Source organism: Massilia haematophila, from assembly GCF_042647645.1.
GTDB lineage: Bacteria > Pseudomonadota > Gammaproteobacteria > Burkholderiales > Burkholderiaceae_D > Telluria > Telluria haematophila.
Window position 1 is genome coordinate 4,398,150 of sequence record NZ_JBHRVV010000001.1, and the last position, 14,857, is coordinate 4,413,006.

Below are 14,857 nucleotides of genomic sequence, written 5' to 3' on the forward strand. Positions count from 1 at the left end.
ACCCGGCCTGGCGCGGCGGGCGCATGCTACGGAACGTGGGGGGGTTATGTGTTTTCATCGGAAGCTTCTGTGCAGACTAATAAGGTATCGCAGTCCAGGCTACGCAACAGTTGCTCGCCCTTGCTACCAACGAATAATCGTAACATGCCAGCTTGTCCATGCAGCCCGAGAACGGCCAGGTCGACCCCGTGTTCGCGTACGTAACGGGCGATCGCGGCTTGCGGCGCGCCCGGCGCGCTGTCGATGACGACGCGTGCGCGCGCCTGCGGCGGCAGGCCGCAGGCGTCGAGAAAACGCTCGCCGCGTGGGCCCAGGTTGCCACCGACGCCGCCTGCGGGCGCGGCGTCGGCCAGCGCTTCCAGTCCCGCTTCGTGGGCGTGGAAGGCGATCAGCTGGGCCTCGGGAAACAGCCGTGCGGCGGTTGCGAGCGCCAGGCGCGCGGCGGCGGAAAAATCGGTCGGCACCAGGATGCGGCGGTAGGGCGCGCGGGCGCGCTGGCGCACCACCAGCAGCGGACGCCCCAGGCTGCGCGCGAGCCGTTCCACGGTCGAGCCGAGGAACATTTCGCCCAGGGTGTTGGCACGGGCTGCGCCGGCGATCACCAGGTCGCTGTCCATGCGCCCGGCCGCCTGCGCGATCGCCTCGGCGACGTCGCCGTCGGCGAAATGCAGGCTGACCGGGAAGCCGCAGCCGTCGAATTCGCGGGCGATGTCGCGCCGCGCATCGAACTCGGCCTCGGTGCTGGCTTCCGGCCCGGCCAGCCATTGCACCACTTCGGCCGGCACTTGCGGGCCTTCGCGCACGGTCAACAGCTCGAGCGCGGCCTGCCACTGCGCCGCGAGCTGCCTGGCGCGCTCGAGCGGACGGTCGCAGCGCGCACTCAGGTCGGTGGCGAGCAGTAATTTCTTTGGCAGTGAAGCATCCAGGCTGTCGTTCACGCAAACCTCCGCAGGACTGTCGAAATCTGCGCCACTGTACTGTTTTTACATGGATTGCGGCAACGCGTTAGCGAGGTGAAAGGTTTGCGGGCGCCGCTTGTTTTCGCTGGGAAAAAGCAAGAGAAAAGGGACGGCCAGGTTAGACATTTCAACAACTGTTGATAAGATAAAACAATTGTTGATGCAGGGGCGTGCGCGCGCTGAAAGCCGCCGTGCCGGGGCTCTTGCGCTTACCCGGACGCGGCGGTCGGCGCGAACACCGCAAGCCTACATGTCGACCTTCATGTCGAAGCCGCCGTAGATCATGCGCTTGCCGTCGAACGGCATGTTCTCGGGTTTCATGAACTCGGCCATGCGCGGATCCTTCATGACCTTGTCGTTGGCGGCGTCGCGCACTGCGCGCGAGGGATAGACGATCCAGGAAAAGACGACCACCTCGCCATCTTCCAGGTTCACGCTCTGCGGAAAGGAGGTCAGTTTGCCGGGCTGGACGTCGTCCGCGACGCATTCGCGGAACTCGGTCGCGCCGTGCTCGCGCCAGATGGCGGCGGCCGTCCTGGCCATGGCCAGGTAGGCGTCGAGCTTGTTTTTGGGAACGGGAATGACGAAACCATCGACGTAGGCCATGTGCTTCTCCTTGGATGAGGGAATTGTTCAGACTTCATCGAAGAGCAAAAAATCCTGCCGCCGGCTTCCGGCATGACCGGCGTCGAACCGGCGTGATTCAGCCCAGCGCCGCCTCGATCGCCGCGACCAGCGCCGGATCGTCCGGCTTCACGTCCGGCGCGAAGCGGGCGATCACCTTGCCCTCGCGGTCGACCAGGAATTTCTCGAAGTTCCACATCACGTCGGACGGGTTCTTCGGCGTCAAACCGTGCTGGGCCAGCTTGTCGGCGAACTGGCTGCCCTCGGCCTGGCGCGCCTGCGGCTGGGCCTGCACCAGTTCGCGGTACAGCGGGTGGCGTGCCTCGCGGTTGACCTCGACCTTCTCGAACATCGGGAAGCGCACGCCGTAGTTGCGCTGGCAGAAATCCGCGATCTCGGTCTCGCTGCCCGGCTCCTGGGCGCCGAAGTCGTTGCAGGGGAAGCCCAGCACGACCAGGCCGCGCTCCTCGTAGTGCTCGAACAGCTTTTCCAGGCCGGCGTATTGCGGCGTCAGTCCGCATTGCGAGGCGACGTTGACGATCAACATGACCTTGCCGCGGTAGTCGTTCAGCGAGGCGCTTTGGCCTTCGAGGCGGCGCAGGGGGATGTCGTACAGGTTGGCGCTCATGGGTCTGGCTCCCGGGTTGGCAAAAACGACATCCTACATCGTGCCGAAAAACCACGCTGGCGCTGCCGTGCCGTGCGCGCTACCCGCTGCCGCTTGACGGCGCCGGGCCGCCGTCTTATAAGCCTTGCTTCAGACAAACGTTGACCATGCACCAGCCTCCCGACAAAGCCGCCGCAGCACTCGACCGCGCACGCCGCCATGCGCGCCTGCTCGACGGCCTGCGTGCGTTCGTGCAGGCCGAGCGCGAGGCGGCCCAGGAAAAGCTGTTCGAGGTCTGGCGCCAGCCGCTGGCCGACCGCCTCGGCAAAGGCCTGAGCCAACGCTTCCTGAAGCTGGAAGCGGGACCCGAGCAGGGCACGCTGTGGGCCTATGTCGACGACGGCGAATCGCGCTTTCGCGAGGGCGACCTGGTCTGCCTGCACTGCGGCTCGCCGCTCACGTCGATGCTGGCGCGCGAAGCCGCGTTCGAGGCCGAGGACGAGGAACGCTGGCTGCTGCGCGTGCGCCATGCCGGCGCCGTGGTCAAGGCGGCGCAGGGCGCGCCCTGCTATGCCGACCCCGACGACTACGACCTGTCCAGGTACTACGACGAGGTCCTGGACGATATCGGCCAGACTATCCCGCCGTCGCGCGCGCACCGCTACCTGATGCCGCTCCTCGATGGGCGCATCAACGACGGCTTCGATCCGCGCGACTTCGAGGAAGCGGAAAGCCTGGCCCTGGCCGCGGGCCTGAACCCGGCCCAGGCCGAGGCGGTCGGCAAGATCGTCGCGGCCGAGCAGGTGGCCTGCATCCAGGGTCCGCCCGGCACGGGTAAAACGCGCGTGCTGGCGCTGGCGGCGCGATTGCTGGTCGAACGCGGCGAGCGCGTGCTGGTGACGTCGCATACCCACATGGCGATAAACAATGCGCTGAACAAGATCGCGGCGCAAGGCGTGAAGGTGGCAAAGATCGGCCGCGCCACCCAGGCGCTCGGCCTGGACGGCGTCACCGTGGCCGACAGTTTCGGCGAATGGCACGGCCGGCCCGAGGAAGGCTACGTGGTCGGCGCCACCCCGTTTGCCACCTGCACCTACCGGCTCGAGAATTGCGAGTTCGACACCGTCGTCTTCGACGAGGCCAGCCAGGTGACCCTGCCGCTGGCCCTGATGGCGATGCGGCGCGGCGCGCGCTTCGTCTTCATCGGCGACCAGAAGCAGTTGCCGCCGGTGCTGCTGGCGCGCTCGATTCTGGAGGATATTCCCGGCTCGATCTTCGCCAAGCTCACCCTGCACAACGTCGACAGCGTGATGCTGACCGATACCTACCGCCTGAACCGGGAGCTGGCTGCATGGCCGAGCAAATCCTTCTATGGCGGCCGCCTGCGCCCGGCCGGGCCGAACCGCGAGCGCAAGCTGGTGCTGAAGGATCGCCTCGACGCCGACCCGTTCGACGCGGTGCTGCGCGCGCCGGCCAGCGCCGTCTACATCCCCACGCGCGACCCGAGCGCGCGCAGCCGTAACCCGCATGAAGCGCAACTGGTGGCCTCGCTGTGCGCAGCCGCCATTGCCGGCGGCCTGGCGCCGCGCGAGATCGGCATCGTCACTCCGTTTCGCGCGCACGGCAGGACGGTGCGCCGGGCCCTGGCCGAACGCCTGGGCTGGCACACGGGGCGCGAGATCGTCGCCGACACCGTCGAGCGCATGCAGGGCCAGGAGCGCGAGCTGGTGATCCTCTCGCTCGCCACCGGCAACCTGCGCTTCCTGGCGGCGATCGCCGGCTTCTTCTTTCAGCCCGAGCGCCTGAACGTGTCGGTCACGCGCGCCATGACCAAGCTGGTCATCCTCGGCCCGGAACTGCCGCCCGATTTCCGCGCCCTCGACCCGGTGCTGGCCGACTGGCTCGCCCTGTACCGCAGCCTGCTGGCCCAGGCCCAGCGCATCGAGCTGTAGCGATGGCCCTGTTCATTCCCGAATGGACGCGCGCGTCCGGCCGCCAGTTGCAGCTCAAGCGCGTACTGAACGCGCTGGACGAGGCGACCGTGGTCCGCAAACCCTTGGGCGAGCATCTGGAGGCGCCCGAGCTCTTCGTCGAACACGGCGAGCGCGGCTGGCTCGCCTTGGCCCTGGTCGACACCCCGTTCGACGCGCTCGACGCCGGCCAGTTGTTCGCGAGCGAGGCGCGCGCCGCCTTCGAGGCGCGGCTGGCGGCCTGGCGCGCCGTGCTGCCGCCAGGCCTGCCCTTATTGGTGCTGCTGTGGGCCTGCAGCGAGGACGAGGCGCTGGCGCTGGCGCGCCAGCTCGGCGAGCAGTCGATGCTGCGCCTGCTCTCGCGCGAGCGCTTCCTGGAACGCGGCGCACCCGGCCTGGCGGCGCTGCAGCGTCCCATCGCCTCCGAAGAAGCGGATGCACTGCGCACGCGCTTCTTTCCCGAGTCGGCGATTCCGCTGGCGGTGGCGCGGCGTCGCTTCAGGCGCGACAACGCGGCCAGCCTGCCGGGGCTGTTCCTCGACGCCCAGCAGGAGTGGGCATCGAAACTCGACCTTGACGTGGACACTGCGTTACCGGAGGAGCAGGCGCAGACGGCGCACGACTTCGCGGTGCGCCTGGTGAACGGCGTCGCCGGCAGCGGCAAGACCCTGATCGCGCTGAGCCGCGCGCTGCTGCTGGCCGGGCTGTATCCGCGCGAGCGCGTGCTGATCCTGATCCACAACACGCCGATCGTGGCCGATATCCGCGAACGCCTGCACCGCGCGCGCGGCAGCCTGCCGGCCAATCTCGAGATCACGACCTATGCGAGCTGGGCGCACCGCCAGTGGCGCCGCCTGTACCGCATGCCGCTGTCGATGCCGGCCGACCCGGCCTGGCTGCCGGCGCTAGTGCGCAAGCTGCGCGCGCGCTGGCCGGAACTGAAACTGAGCGAAGCCCAGCTGATCGAGGAATTCGACTTCCTCAACGAGATGCTGGTCGCCAGCGCGCGCGAATACATGGACACCAGCCGCGCCGGCCGCGGCTTCGCCTTGCGGGCGAAGGAGCGTTTCGAGGTCTGGGAACTGTTCGAGGCGGTGACGGCCGCACTGCGCGACGAGGGCCTGCGCATGTGGAGCGCGGTAGCGACCGAGATCTGCCGTGCGCCGGAGCACGCGATGCTCGAGCGCTACGAGCACATCCTGGTCGACGAGGCCCAGTTCTTCGCGCCTTCGTGGTTCCACACGGTGAAGCTGGCGCTGCGTGCGCAGGGAAGGCTGTTCCTGTGCGCCGACCCGAACCAGGGCTTCATGAAGAGCCGTCTCAGCTGGCGCAATGCCGGGCTGGACGTGACCGGGCGCACCAAGAAGCTGCGCCGCTCCTACCGCACCACGCAGGCGATCCTGCACACGGCCGGTACGCTGCTGGCGCGCACGGTGCAGGCCGACCCCGAGCATTACCTGGAGCCCGATTTCGCCGGCATGGAAGCGGGCGCCGCGCCGATCCTGCTGCGCGTCGCCTCGCCCCAGGACGCGGTCGACCGCGCGGTGAACGAGATCGTGGCGCTGGCCGAACGCCACGCGCTGCCGCTGTCGAGTTTTCTCGTCATCTATGGCGGCGACACGCCCAAGCTGCTGCTGTACAAGCGCCTGTGCCGCGCCTTCGGCATGCGCCGCGTCTGGTGGCTGAACAAGGACAAGAAGACCCCGCCCGACGGCTACGGCCCGGACTACCTGCGCCTGGCCAACCTGGAAACGGCGACCGGGCTGGAAGGGGCGGTGGTGTTCCTGCTCGGGATGGACAATTTGCTGTTCGAGGGCGGCGAGGAGCGCGAGGCCGATGCGCGCAAGCTCTACATGGCGATGACGCGCGCGAGTCACCGGCTGGTGATGTTGAGCACGGGGGAGTTGCCGCCGGGTGCCGAGGCGCTGTTCCGCCTCGCCGCATGAACTACGCGCAGGGGCGAAGTGCGCGTCGGTGCCGGCGTGCATTGAACGCGTGGGCGGCGTTCACGCCGCGGGCTCACTGGGTTCATCGGTGGAGCCGTCCACCCTACCGCCCTGCGGCGGCGTTATCGAGTTCCGTCAGCTGCTTGATGCGGCGCGCGGTGAGCAGGGCGCGCCAGCCGGAACCGGGCACCTGCGGGTAGCGGATCGAGCCGAACAGCTCCATTGCGTCGCGGTAGGCGAGCCAGGCGCGCTGGGTTTTCTCGACCCCGGTCTTGCGGATCGCGCCCAGGTAGGAATGGCTTGCCGGGCGGGTCGCCATGAAGCGGCGGTAGACGGCGTCCATCTTGTGTTCCAGGCTGGCGAATTCCGCTTCCGAATGGCGCGGCACACGCCCCGCCTCGAAGTCGAGCACGTCGGCGACAAAGCTGTCGAGTTCGGCCGCCTGGGAGTCGATCTGCAGCGAGCGCGCGGCCGGGCTGCCGGTATCGGTCTCGTAGTCGACGCGGTGCTGGGCAAAATAATGCGCGGCCTTGCTCGCCATCTCCAGCCCCAGTTGCTCCTTGGCGCTCCAGTCGCGGGTGAGCGCCGCCAGTTCGCCGCTGCGCGACTTGTCGCGCTGGCGCTCGCGGATCGCGCCGCACTGGCCGCGCATCTCGGCGCTGACGACGTCGTCGCAGACGTCGACCTGGGCGCGGTCCTCGCCGCTGGCGCGGCGCCGCAGGTGCTGCACGCGGCTTTTCATCTCGTTGACCGGGCTCTGGATGCTGCAGGCGTATTTCGTGGCCAGATCAAAATTCGGCGTCATGCCGGCCCCGTTCGCGTACAGCATCATCAACACGCCGGAAGCATGCGTACGCACCGCGCATTCGCGCACCCGGCGCCAGTCGGCATCGCTGGCCTGCGGCAGGTGGAGCGTGTCGTAGTAGAGCGCGGACGCATCGCAGCGTTCGGATTCGGCAGGCGCCGGCTGGTGCTGGCGCGGCAGCTGCGCGTCGCGCACGCGCAGGCACTGGCGGTACCAGTCGGTCGAGCGCAGCACTTCAGGCGGCGCGCCGTAGACGTTGGGATAGGGCGCCGCGGCGGCCGCCTCCGCGGCCAGGAGCAGCGCCAGCAGCAAGGGCCGGATCGCATGGGGCATCGCGTTCTCCTAAAAGTTTCCGTTCGGAAGCTTTAACGCTACCGCGAGCGCAGAGACAAGGTGGTGACGTGGCGCAAGTGGAGCTGGCTCGGCGCTTCAAACGGTCAAGGTCGACGACGCTGCCAGCGCATCTGCTGCCGTGCAGCAAACCATGCTGTCGCCAAGCGGATTCGGCCTGGATTTGCCTGCGCAAACAAGCATTGTGTCGCGCCTTGTGCAAGCGTCCGTAACAGTCTTTTACACCTATTTCCTAAAAAATAGATTGTCTGCATGCAAGGGAAGAAACACCTTGTGTAGCCTTGCTAACAGTTAATTTTTCGACTGTGAACGCGACGCAACGTGCATAAATTTTTTCCGCGTGGAAAATGAAAAAGCACGTAGAGATGCGTAAAATTGCCTTCCATCAGCTTCCTGACGCCAACTTATTTTTCGGTTGGCGTTTGTTTTTTCTACTGCCGTTAGCAGTCAGTTACGAACGGCAGAGCGGTAAAAAATATTTCTTCCGGACGGAAACTTTTCTGGCCAGAACGAACTCTTAGGAAACACCTGCTAAGACAGGCTCTTACAAATCGATTCATACCAAATGCAAAACACTGTTCCAGCTGTTACCGCTCCGATCACCGCCACTGTCGCCGTCTCGCGCCGCAGCAAAGTTTTCGCGCAAGTACAACAACTCTCGCTGCCGGTGATGTTCACCCTGTTCGGCGTGATCATGGGTTCGTGGGCCGGCCGCATCCCGGCCATGGCCGCGCGCCTGAACATTTCGCATTCGTCCCTGTCGATGGTGCTGCTGTGCGGCGGTATCGGCGCCCTGCTGTCGTTCCCGGTCTCGTCCTTCCTGATGGGCCGTTTCGGCGCCCGCAAGACCATGCTGTACTCGGGCCTGGCCCTGCTGGCCGTGCTGGTCTCGATCGGCATCGCCCCGACCGTCCCGGCCGTGATGGTCGCCGTGCTGATGCTCGGCATTACCGCCAGCACCTATGACGTCGCCATGAACGCCGCCGCGAGCAAGCGCGAGAAGACCACCGGCAAGTCGGAAATGTCGATGCTGCACGGCCTGGCCTGCGCCGGCGGCCTGGCCGGCGCCACCCTGGGTAGCGTCATGGCCGGCATGAAAGTCGCCCCGGCGATTCACTTCATGATGGTGGCCGGTCCCCTGGCCGCGATCCTGTGGGCGGCTTCGCAGGTCCTGGACATCTCGGACGACGTCGAAAAGGTCGAGAAGAAGAAGTTCGCACTGCCGCGCGGTCCGCTGGCACTGCTGGGCCTGCTGGGCTTCCTGGGCTCGATGTCGGAAGGCTCGATCGCCGACTGGAGCGGCGTGTTCCTGAAAGAGCACTTCAACGCCACCGACGGCCTGGCGCCGCTGGCCCTGTCCTGCTTCTCGGTCATGATGCTGCTGTCGCGCCTGGTCGGCGACAAGCTGAAGATCCGCTTCGGCGCCCAGCGCCTGGTGACCATCGGCGCCGTCGTCTCGGCCATGGGCCTGTTCTTCGCGGTGCTGGCGCCGAGCGCCCACGCCGCCCTGGGTGGCTTCGCAATCGCCGGCCTGGGCCTGTCGCTGCTGTTCCCGTTCGTGTTCAGCGCCGCCGGCGCCCAGGGCCCGATCGCCTTGGCAGGCGTGGCCAGCATGGCCTACAGCGGCACCCTGATGGGTCCGCCGGTGATCGGCGCCATCGCCAGCCACGTCGGCATGCAGATGGCCATCGGCTACGTCGGCATCCTGTCGATCGTGATCGCCCTCGTTGCGAGCCGCACCAAGCTGCTGAAATAATTTCGCGCCCAACAGGGACCTCATGGCAGCGTTGCATCGTCTCGCCGTACTAGCGTACTGTCTTCGACGCTGCGTCTTGCCCTGAGGTCCCTGCTGGACGCTCATTAACTATCAGCCGGTCACTCGACCGGCGCCGCTTCTTTCAGCCACTGCCGTGGCGACACCCCCACCATCGTCGTGAACGCCCGCGTGAATGCGGGCGCGCTCGTATAGCCGGCCTCGGCACTGACCACCTTCACCGGCAAGCCCTTGCGCAGCAGGTTCTGCGCCAGCCCGATGCGCCAGCGGGTCAGGTATTCGCCGGGCGGCATGCCCACCACGTTGCGGAAGTGCTCGGTGAATCGGGCGCGCGACATGCAGGCCAGGCGCGCCAGCGACTCCAGCTGCCAGGGTTCCTGCGGCCGCTCGTGGATCGCGGCCAGGGCCAGCGACAGCTGGCGGTCGGCCAGGCCGGCGAGCAACCCCACCGACAGTTCTCCCTGCTCGAATTCGCGGCGCAGCATCTGGATCATTAGCACGTCGCACAGGCGGTCGAGGATCACGTCGCGTCCCTGGTTCGGGCTGGCGGCTTCCGTGAACAGCAGGTCGAGCGTCTGGCGCAGCGCGTCCATGCCGGCCAGCGGCTGGTACAGGCATTCGGGCAGGGCGCGCGCCAGCGGATTGGCGCCGCCGTCCTCGAAGCGGATGTGGGCGCACAGCAGGGTGGCGCTGGCGCCGTCCGGGACTTCCAGCGTGTGGGCGCTGCCGCGCGGGTAGAACACCATGGCCGGTTCGTCCACGCGCAGCGGCGCGGCGCCGTCGCGCCGGAAGATCGCCGGCCCGGAGCGCACCAGGTGCAGTTGTCCGGAGATGTCATCCTGGGGAAAGGCGTTGGCGTCGCAGAAGACGCCATTGAAAAATACTTGTGCGCGAAAGGAATAGCGGCCGACCAGCGAGGAGATCTTGTCCATAAGCTCCAATTTGACGATTTTGCTGGTCTATTCTGGACGATCTGTAAAGTTTTGAGAAGCGAATCGTGTGTTTTGTGTACAAAAAGGTGTGCTGCCGCCCGAATATTGCTGCGGCAGCGCGACGGATTCGCGTTTTTTGACGACGCGCTGCCAGGTGCTCAGGAATCCGGCCACAGGGCGCGGTGCAGGTCGGCCACCTGTTCCGGCGGCAGGCGCGGCACGCGTGCCGTCGTGAGCAGGCCGTTCTGCTCGTGCTCGACGTCGGTCAGCTGGGTGTAGCACAGCCCGGCCAGGAAGGGCAGCGAGGCCAGGCCCTGCATCAGCGTGCGGTAGCGCTGCGCCAGCTCGTCCTCGTTGCGCACGTTGCCGTAGTGGTCGTACAGGCGGTCGCGGCGCCGTTCCGGCCCTTCCGGCACCAGCAGGTAGCCGCCGACTTCGGAGAACACGATCGGCTGGCCGCGGTACTGGGCGCCGGCCAGGAACAGCTCGCGCGCCTTGTGCCACCCGGTGTCCGGCGGCAGCCCGGTGAGCAGGGTGCTGGCGTAGCGCTCCAGCAGCTTCTCGACCGGGTGCGAGTAATCGTGGATGGTGCAGATGTCGGTGACGTCGGTGTGCTGCCAGCCGTCGTTGTCGATTACCGGGCGGGTTGGATCCACCAGCCGCGTGCGCGCCACCATCCGCTCCAGGAAATCGTGCTGGTGCGGGTGGCGCGTCAGTTCGGGGAAGCCGAAGCTCTCGACCACCGGCACCCAGGCCACGATCGAGGGGTGGTTGGCGTCGCGCACGACGGCGCGCAGCCACTCGAGCTCGAGCCGCTCTTCCGACTCCTCGGACCAGGAGCGCGCGTTCGGCATCTCTTCCCACACCATCAGGCCCAGCACGTCGCACCAGTAGAGCCAGCGCTCGTGCTCGATCTTCTGGTGCTTGCGCACGCCGTTGAAGCCGAAGCGCCTGGCCCATTCGACGTCCGCGCGCAGCGCCTCGTCCGAGGGCGCGGCGAGCAGGGTGTCGGGCCAGTAACCCTGGTCGAGCGCCATCAGGAGGAAGGTGCGCTTGCCGTTCAGGTGGAAGAATCCGTCCTTCAGTTCGATCGAGCGCAGGCCGGTATAGGCCTCGACGCTGTCGATCGGCTGGCCGCGGTGCAGCAGGCGTACGCGCAGCTTGTACAGGTGCGGCGCGCTTGGAGACCAGGCCTGCGGGTCGGGCACCTGGGCGCACAGCGTCAGGCTGGCGCCGCGGCTGCCGGCGCGCGCCTGGACGCAGACGGTCTCGGAATCGAGCCCGTCCAGTACGTCGAGCTCGGCCTCCCAATCGCTGGCCGGGCCGTGCAGGTGCACCGTCAGCGCCAGCCTGCCGTCCGGATGGGATTCGGTGATGCGCAGGTGGTCGATGCGCAGCGCCGGCACCGGCTCCAGCCAGACGTTCTGCCAGATGCCGCTGGTGCAGTAGTAGTAGATCCGTACCGGCGTGCCCGAGGACGACTGCTTGCCGCGCGGCTGGTAGGGATCCTGGCGGTCCTCGGCGCGCACCGTGATGCGGTTGGCGCCGCTTTTCAGGTAGGGCGCGATGTCGAACGAGAACGGTACGTGGCCGCCGCGGTTGCGGCCGGCGACGCGGCCGTTGACCCAGACGTCGGCGCGGTAGTCGACCGCGCCGAAGTGCAGCAGCAGGGAGCCGTAGTCCCAGCCGTCGGGCACCTCGAAGCTGCGGCTGTACCACATGACCTCGTGGATGTCGCGGCTGCCGATGCCGGAAGCGTTCGATTGGTAGGGGAAGGGCGTCAGGATCCGCTGGGGCAGTGCGCGTCCGTCGAACCAGCGCTCGGCCATGCCGGCGTTGGCGTCGTCGAAAGCGAACTCCCACCAGCCGTCGAGACTTGCCCACTGCTGGCGCACCATCTGCGGGCGCGGATGATGGGCACGGGGGTCTTCGAAAGTGCGCATGATAGGGGTACGACCATGGAGGGGGAAGGGGACTGCATCTTGGTTTGCGCTCGCTTAAAGTACACTCCAACGCCGCAGAACTTTCAAGTCCCCCTCAGTCTCCAATGATGAGCCGAGCAAGGGCTCGCACGACGGAGACACGACGGAGGCGGCGATGGCACACAGGCTCGATGTACCCTCGATCATCGAATATCATGACGCTATCTTGCGCCTGTCCGCCGAAGGACGCGGGGTCCCTGTCGCGGTGGACGGCGCCTGGCCCGCGATCGCGGCGAACCACGAATTTAATGTCCTGCTGTGGCGAGAAGAAGACAAGGCCCGCCGGCGCGACGTCCCCGCCACCGACATCGCCGCCAACAAGCGCCACATCGACCGCTACAACCAGCAGCGCAACGACGCCGTCGAGGCCATCGACGAAGCGATCCTGGCGGCGCTGGCCGCGGTGGCGCCGGCGGCCGACGCCTGGCTGTCGAGCGAAACCGCCGGCGCCATGATCGACCGCCTGTCGATCCTCGCGCTGAAGATCCACCACATGGATGCCCAGACCCGGCGCGACGACGCCGGCAGCGCCCACGTGCAGGCCTGCGCCGCCCGCCTGCAGCGCCTGCGGCAGCAGCGCGCCGACCTCGGCGGCTGCCTCGAGCGCCTGCTGGTGGAAGCGCGTGCCGGGCGCGCCTATTTCAAGGTCTACCGCCAGTACAAGATGTACAACGACCCGGCGCTCAATCCCTACCTGTACGGCCAGCAGCAGGGCACCGGACGGTCCGCCCCATGAGCGCGGCGCACGAGGCCGTCGTCGACGTGCTGCTGCCCACCTGCGACCGGCCGGCGGCGCTGGCCGTCGCCCTCGGCGCGCTCGCGGCATCGAGCGGGCCGCGGCTGCGCATCGTCGTCTCCGACCAGTCCGAAGCGGCTGCGGCCTGCGAAGCGCCGGAGGTGCGGGCGGTGCTGCGCTACCTGCGTGCGCGCGGCGTCGACGTCGACATTGGCCGCCACCTGCCGCGGCGCGGCATGGCCGAGCAGCGCGCCTTCCTGCTGGCGCAGGCGCGCGCTCCCTGGTGCCTGTTCCTTGACGACGACGTCATCGTCGAACCGGACCTCGTCGCGCGGCTGCATGCGGCGCTCGTCGAGCAGGGCTGCGGCTTCGTCGGCAGCGCGGTGCACGGCCTGAGCTACCTGGGCCAGCTGCGCCCCGCGCAGGAGCAGGTCGACTTCTGGGACGGGCGGGTCGAACCCGAGACGGTACGGCCGGGCACGCCGGCGTGGGCGCGGCACCACCTGCACAGCGCAGCCAACCTGTTCCACGTGCAGTCGCGCCTGCGGGATGGACGCACGCGCCTGTACCGCGTGGCCTGGATCGGCGGCTGCGTGCTGTTCGATACCGCCAAGCTGCGCGCGGCGGGCGGCTTCGAGTTCTGGCGCCAGCTGCCGGAGGCGCATTGCGGCGAGGACGTGCTGGCCCAGCTGCGCGTGATGGAGCGCTACGGCGGCTGCGGCATCCTGCCCTCGGGTGCCTACCACATGGAGCTGCCGACCACGGTCGACAGGCGCGAGGTGGACGCGCCCTACTTCCTGCCGCATTTCCTGCTCGGGCCGGCGAGCGATGTGCACGGCGAGCGCGATGCCGCGGCGGTGCGCGACACGCACGCCATGGACGGAAACGGAGAGGGGCACCGATGAGCCTGTCTATCCCTTGCTCCGCTGCCCGGAGGCCTGGCCTGCGACAGGCTGCGCCCGCCGCGGCAGGCTGGTGGAACGGAAAGCCGTGCGCATGCGTTGACGCACGCATCGGCGCACGCGTCGGCGCACGCCTCGGCGCACACCTCGAATAATGCCTGCGATGACGCCAGGCCGTTACGCCAGCTTGCCCGGGGTGCGCAAGATCGCCGTCCTGCGGCCGAATGCGGTGGGCGACTTCGTCTTCGCCCTGCCGGCGCTGCATGCGCTGCGCGCCGCCTATCCCGAGGCCGAACTGGTGCTGTTGGGGCGCGACTGGCATGCCGCCTTCCTCGCCGGACGGCCCGGGCCGGTCGACCGCGTGGTGGTGGTGCCGCCGCTGCCCGGCATCGGACTGCCGGCCGACGCGCCCGGCCAGGCGATCGCGGATTTTGTCGGCGCGATGCGTGCCGAGAAGTTCGACATCGCCTGCCAGATGTATGGCGGTGGCAGATATGCGAACCCCCTGGTCGCGGCGTTCGGCGCGCGCCTGGCCGTCGGTGCGCGTGCCGAGGGCGCGCCCGCGCTCGAACGCTGGGTGCGCTACGCGGAACCGGCGAATCGCCGCCTCGCCCTGCTCGAGGTCGCCGCACTGGCCGGAGCGAATACCTTCTCGTTCGGGGACGCGCTCGGGAACGAGCTGGCGCTGACCGAGGCCGATCGCCATGCCGCGGCGGCCGTGCTGGCGCCGGAGCCGGGCGAGCGTCTCGTCGTGCTGCAGCCGGGCTCGACCGATCCGCGCCGCCGCTGGCCGGCACGCAGTTTCGCCCTGGTCGGCGATGCGCTGGCGCGCCTTGGCGCCCGCGTCGTCGTCAACGGCAGCGTTGACGAGGCGTCGCTGGCAGGCGAGCTGCTGGCCGCGATGGCGGAGCCGGCGCTCGACCTGTCCGGCCGGCTAGGCCTGGGCGGTTTGTGCGGACTGCTGGCGCGCGCCGCGCTCGTGGTGTCGAACGACACCGGGCCGCTGCACCTGGCGCTGGCGCTGGGCCGGCCCTGCGTCGGCGTGTTCTGGCTGACTAACCTGATCGACGGCGCGCCGCTGCGCCAGGGGCTGCTGCGTGTGGCGTTGGCGCTGCGGGTCGACTGCCCGGTCTGCGGCATGCCGAACCTGCGCAGCCGCTGCGCGCACGACGCCAGCTTCGTCGCCGACGTGCCGGCCGATGAGGTGATCGAGCTGGCCATGGCGGCGCTGCGCGATGCGTCATAAAGCAGCGCATGGCGAATCGTCAT

12 protein-coding genes are annotated in these 14,857 nt (G+C 68.1%); 6 read left to right on the plus strand and 6 right to left on the minus strand.

From position 1 onward, the window contains the following. Positions 1-44: 44 nt before the first annotated feature. The 3 genes from ACFOPH_RS19505 to ACFOPH_RS19515 all read right to left on the minus strand — a co-directional run bounded on the left by ACFOPH_RS19505 (position 45) and on the right by ACFOPH_RS19515 (position 2,211). Entirely contained in the window at positions 45-938 is an 894-nt protein-coding gene (locus tag ACFOPH_RS19505) for a universal stress protein (protein WP_379736993.1), read from the minus strand. Between the two features lie 267 nt (positions 939-1,205). Further along, entirely contained in the window at positions 1,206-1,565 is a 360-nt protein-coding gene (locus tag ACFOPH_RS19510; protein ID WP_312547413.1) for a DUF1428 domain-containing protein, read from the minus strand. A gap of 97 nt (positions 1,566-1,662) precedes the next feature. Beyond that, on the minus strand, positions 1,663-2,211 hold the full coding sequence (locus ACFOPH_RS19515) for a glutathione peroxidase (RefSeq protein ID WP_312547415.1): 549 nt from the start codon (positions 2,209-2,211) through the stop codon (positions 1,663-1,665). A 146-nt stretch (positions 2,212-2,357) separates the two neighbouring features. On the opposite strand from ACFOPH_RS19515, the gene ACFOPH_RS19520 reads away from it, so the two are divergent. Continuing rightward, positions 2,358-4,142 (plus strand): DEAD/DEAH box helicase, encoded by a 1,785-nt coding sequence (locus ACFOPH_RS19520; RefSeq protein ID WP_312547416.1) that lies wholly within the window; start codon positions 2,358-2,360, stop codon positions 4,140-4,142. A 2-nt stretch (positions 4,143-4,144) separates the two neighbouring features. Continuing rightward, positions 4,145-6,106, plus strand: a complete 1,962-nt coding sequence (locus tag ACFOPH_RS19525; RefSeq protein WP_379736994.1) for a UvrD-helicase domain-containing protein — start codon at positions 4,145-4,147, stop codon at positions 6,104-6,106. A 103-nt stretch (positions 6,107-6,209) separates the two neighbouring features. On the opposite strand, the gene ACFOPH_RS19530 is transcribed toward ACFOPH_RS19525, so the two are convergent. Continuing rightward, positions 6,210-7,244, minus strand: a complete 1,035-nt coding sequence (locus tag ACFOPH_RS19530) for a lysozyme inhibitor LprI family protein (protein WP_379736995.1) — start codon at positions 7,242-7,244, stop codon at positions 6,210-6,212. A gap of 583 nt (positions 7,245-7,827) precedes the next feature. On the opposite strand from ACFOPH_RS19530, the gene ACFOPH_RS19535 reads away from it, so the two are divergent. After that, the gene (locus tag ACFOPH_RS19535; RefSeq protein WP_312547419.1) at positions 7,828-9,018 is read left to right on the plus strand and encodes an MFS transporter; all 1,191 of its coding nucleotides are present in this window, start codon (positions 7,828-7,830) and stop codon (positions 9,016-9,018) included. A gap of 119 nt (positions 9,019-9,137) precedes the next feature. On the opposite strand, the gene ACFOPH_RS19540 is transcribed toward ACFOPH_RS19535, so the two are convergent. Both ACFOPH_RS19540 and ACFOPH_RS19545 read right to left on the minus strand, forming a co-directional pair. Continuing rightward, on the minus strand, positions 9,138-9,968 hold the full coding sequence (locus ACFOPH_RS19540) for an AraC family transcriptional regulator (RefSeq protein WP_379736996.1): 831 nt from the start codon (positions 9,966-9,968) through the stop codon (positions 9,138-9,140). A 158-nt stretch (positions 9,969-10,126) separates the two neighbouring features. Then, positions 10,127-11,911 carry a glycoside hydrolase family 2 protein gene (locus ACFOPH_RS19545; protein WP_379736997.1) on the minus strand — a complete coding sequence of 595 codons (1,785 nt, stop codon included), beginning with the start codon at positions 11,909-11,911 and terminating at the stop codon, positions 10,127-10,129. Positions 11,912-12,065: 154 nt separating this feature from the next. On the opposite strand from ACFOPH_RS19545, the gene ACFOPH_RS19550 reads away from it, so the two are divergent. The 3 genes from ACFOPH_RS19550 to ACFOPH_RS19560 all read left to right on the plus strand — a co-directional run bounded on the left by ACFOPH_RS19550 (position 12,066) and on the right by ACFOPH_RS19560 (position 14,834). Beyond that, entirely contained in the window at positions 12,066-12,686 is a 621-nt protein-coding gene (locus ACFOPH_RS19550; protein WP_379736998.1) for a DUF4254 domain-containing protein, read from the plus strand. Further along, complete coding sequence (locus ACFOPH_RS19555) at positions 12,683-13,591, plus strand: glycosyltransferase (RefSeq protein ID WP_379736999.1); 909 nt, start codon at positions 12,683-12,685, stop codon at positions 13,589-13,591. Before ACFOPH_RS19550 ends, ACFOPH_RS19555 begins: the two co-directional genes overlap by 4 nt. Before the next feature lie 160 nt (positions 13,592-13,751). Beyond that, positions 13,752-14,834 carry a glycosyltransferase family 9 protein gene (locus ACFOPH_RS19560; protein ID WP_379737000.1) on the plus strand — a complete coding sequence of 361 codons (1,083 nt, stop codon included), beginning with the start codon at positions 13,752-13,754 and terminating at the stop codon, positions 14,832-14,834. Positions 14,835-14,857 lie beyond the last annotated feature (23 nt).

What these genes read in the sequence shown, in the direction of transcription:
- ACFOPH_RS19540 (WP_379736996.1), bottom strand. Translation starts at nt 9,968, where the DNA reads ATGGACAAGATCTCCTCGCTGGTCGGCCGCTATTCCTTTCGCGCACAA.
- ACFOPH_RS19545 (WP_379736997.1), bottom strand. Translation starts at nt 11,911, where the DNA reads ATGCGCACTTTCGAAGACCCCCGTGCCCATCATCCGCGCCCGCAGATG.
- ACFOPH_RS19555 (WP_379736999.1), top strand. Translation starts at nt 12,683, where the DNA reads ATGAGCGCGGCGCACGAGGCCGTCGTCGACGTGCTGCTGCCCACCTGC.
- ACFOPH_RS19510 (WP_312547413.1), bottom strand. Translation starts at nt 1,565, where the DNA reads ATGGCCTACGTCGATGGTTTCGTCATTCCCGTTCCCAAAAACAAGCTC.
- ACFOPH_RS19550 (WP_379736998.1), top strand. Translation starts at nt 12,066, where the DNA reads ATGGCACACAGGCTCGATGTACCCTCGATCATCGAATATCATGACGCT.
- ACFOPH_RS19525 (WP_379736994.1), top strand. Translation starts at nt 4,145, where the DNA reads ATGGCCCTGTTCATTCCCGAATGGACGCGCGCGTCCGGCCGCCAGTTG.
- ACFOPH_RS19520 (WP_312547416.1), top strand. Translation starts at nt 2,358, where the DNA reads ATGCACCAGCCTCCCGACAAAGCCGCCGCAGCACTCGACCGCGCACGC.
- ACFOPH_RS19530 (WP_379736995.1), bottom strand. Translation starts at nt 7,244, where the DNA reads ATGCCCCATGCGATCCGGCCCTTGCTGCTGGCGCTGCTCCTGGCCGCG.
- ACFOPH_RS19515 (WP_312547415.1), bottom strand. Translation starts at nt 2,211, where the DNA reads ATGAGCGCCAACCTGTACGACATCCCCCTGCGCCGCCTCGAAGGCCAA.
- ACFOPH_RS19560 (WP_379737000.1), top strand. Translation starts at nt 13,752, where the DNA reads ATGACGCCAGGCCGTTACGCCAGCTTGCCCGGGGTGCGCAAGATCGCC.
- ACFOPH_RS19535 (WP_312547419.1), top strand. Translation starts at nt 7,828, where the DNA reads ATGCAAAACACTGTTCCAGCTGTTACCGCTCCGATCACCGCCACTGTC.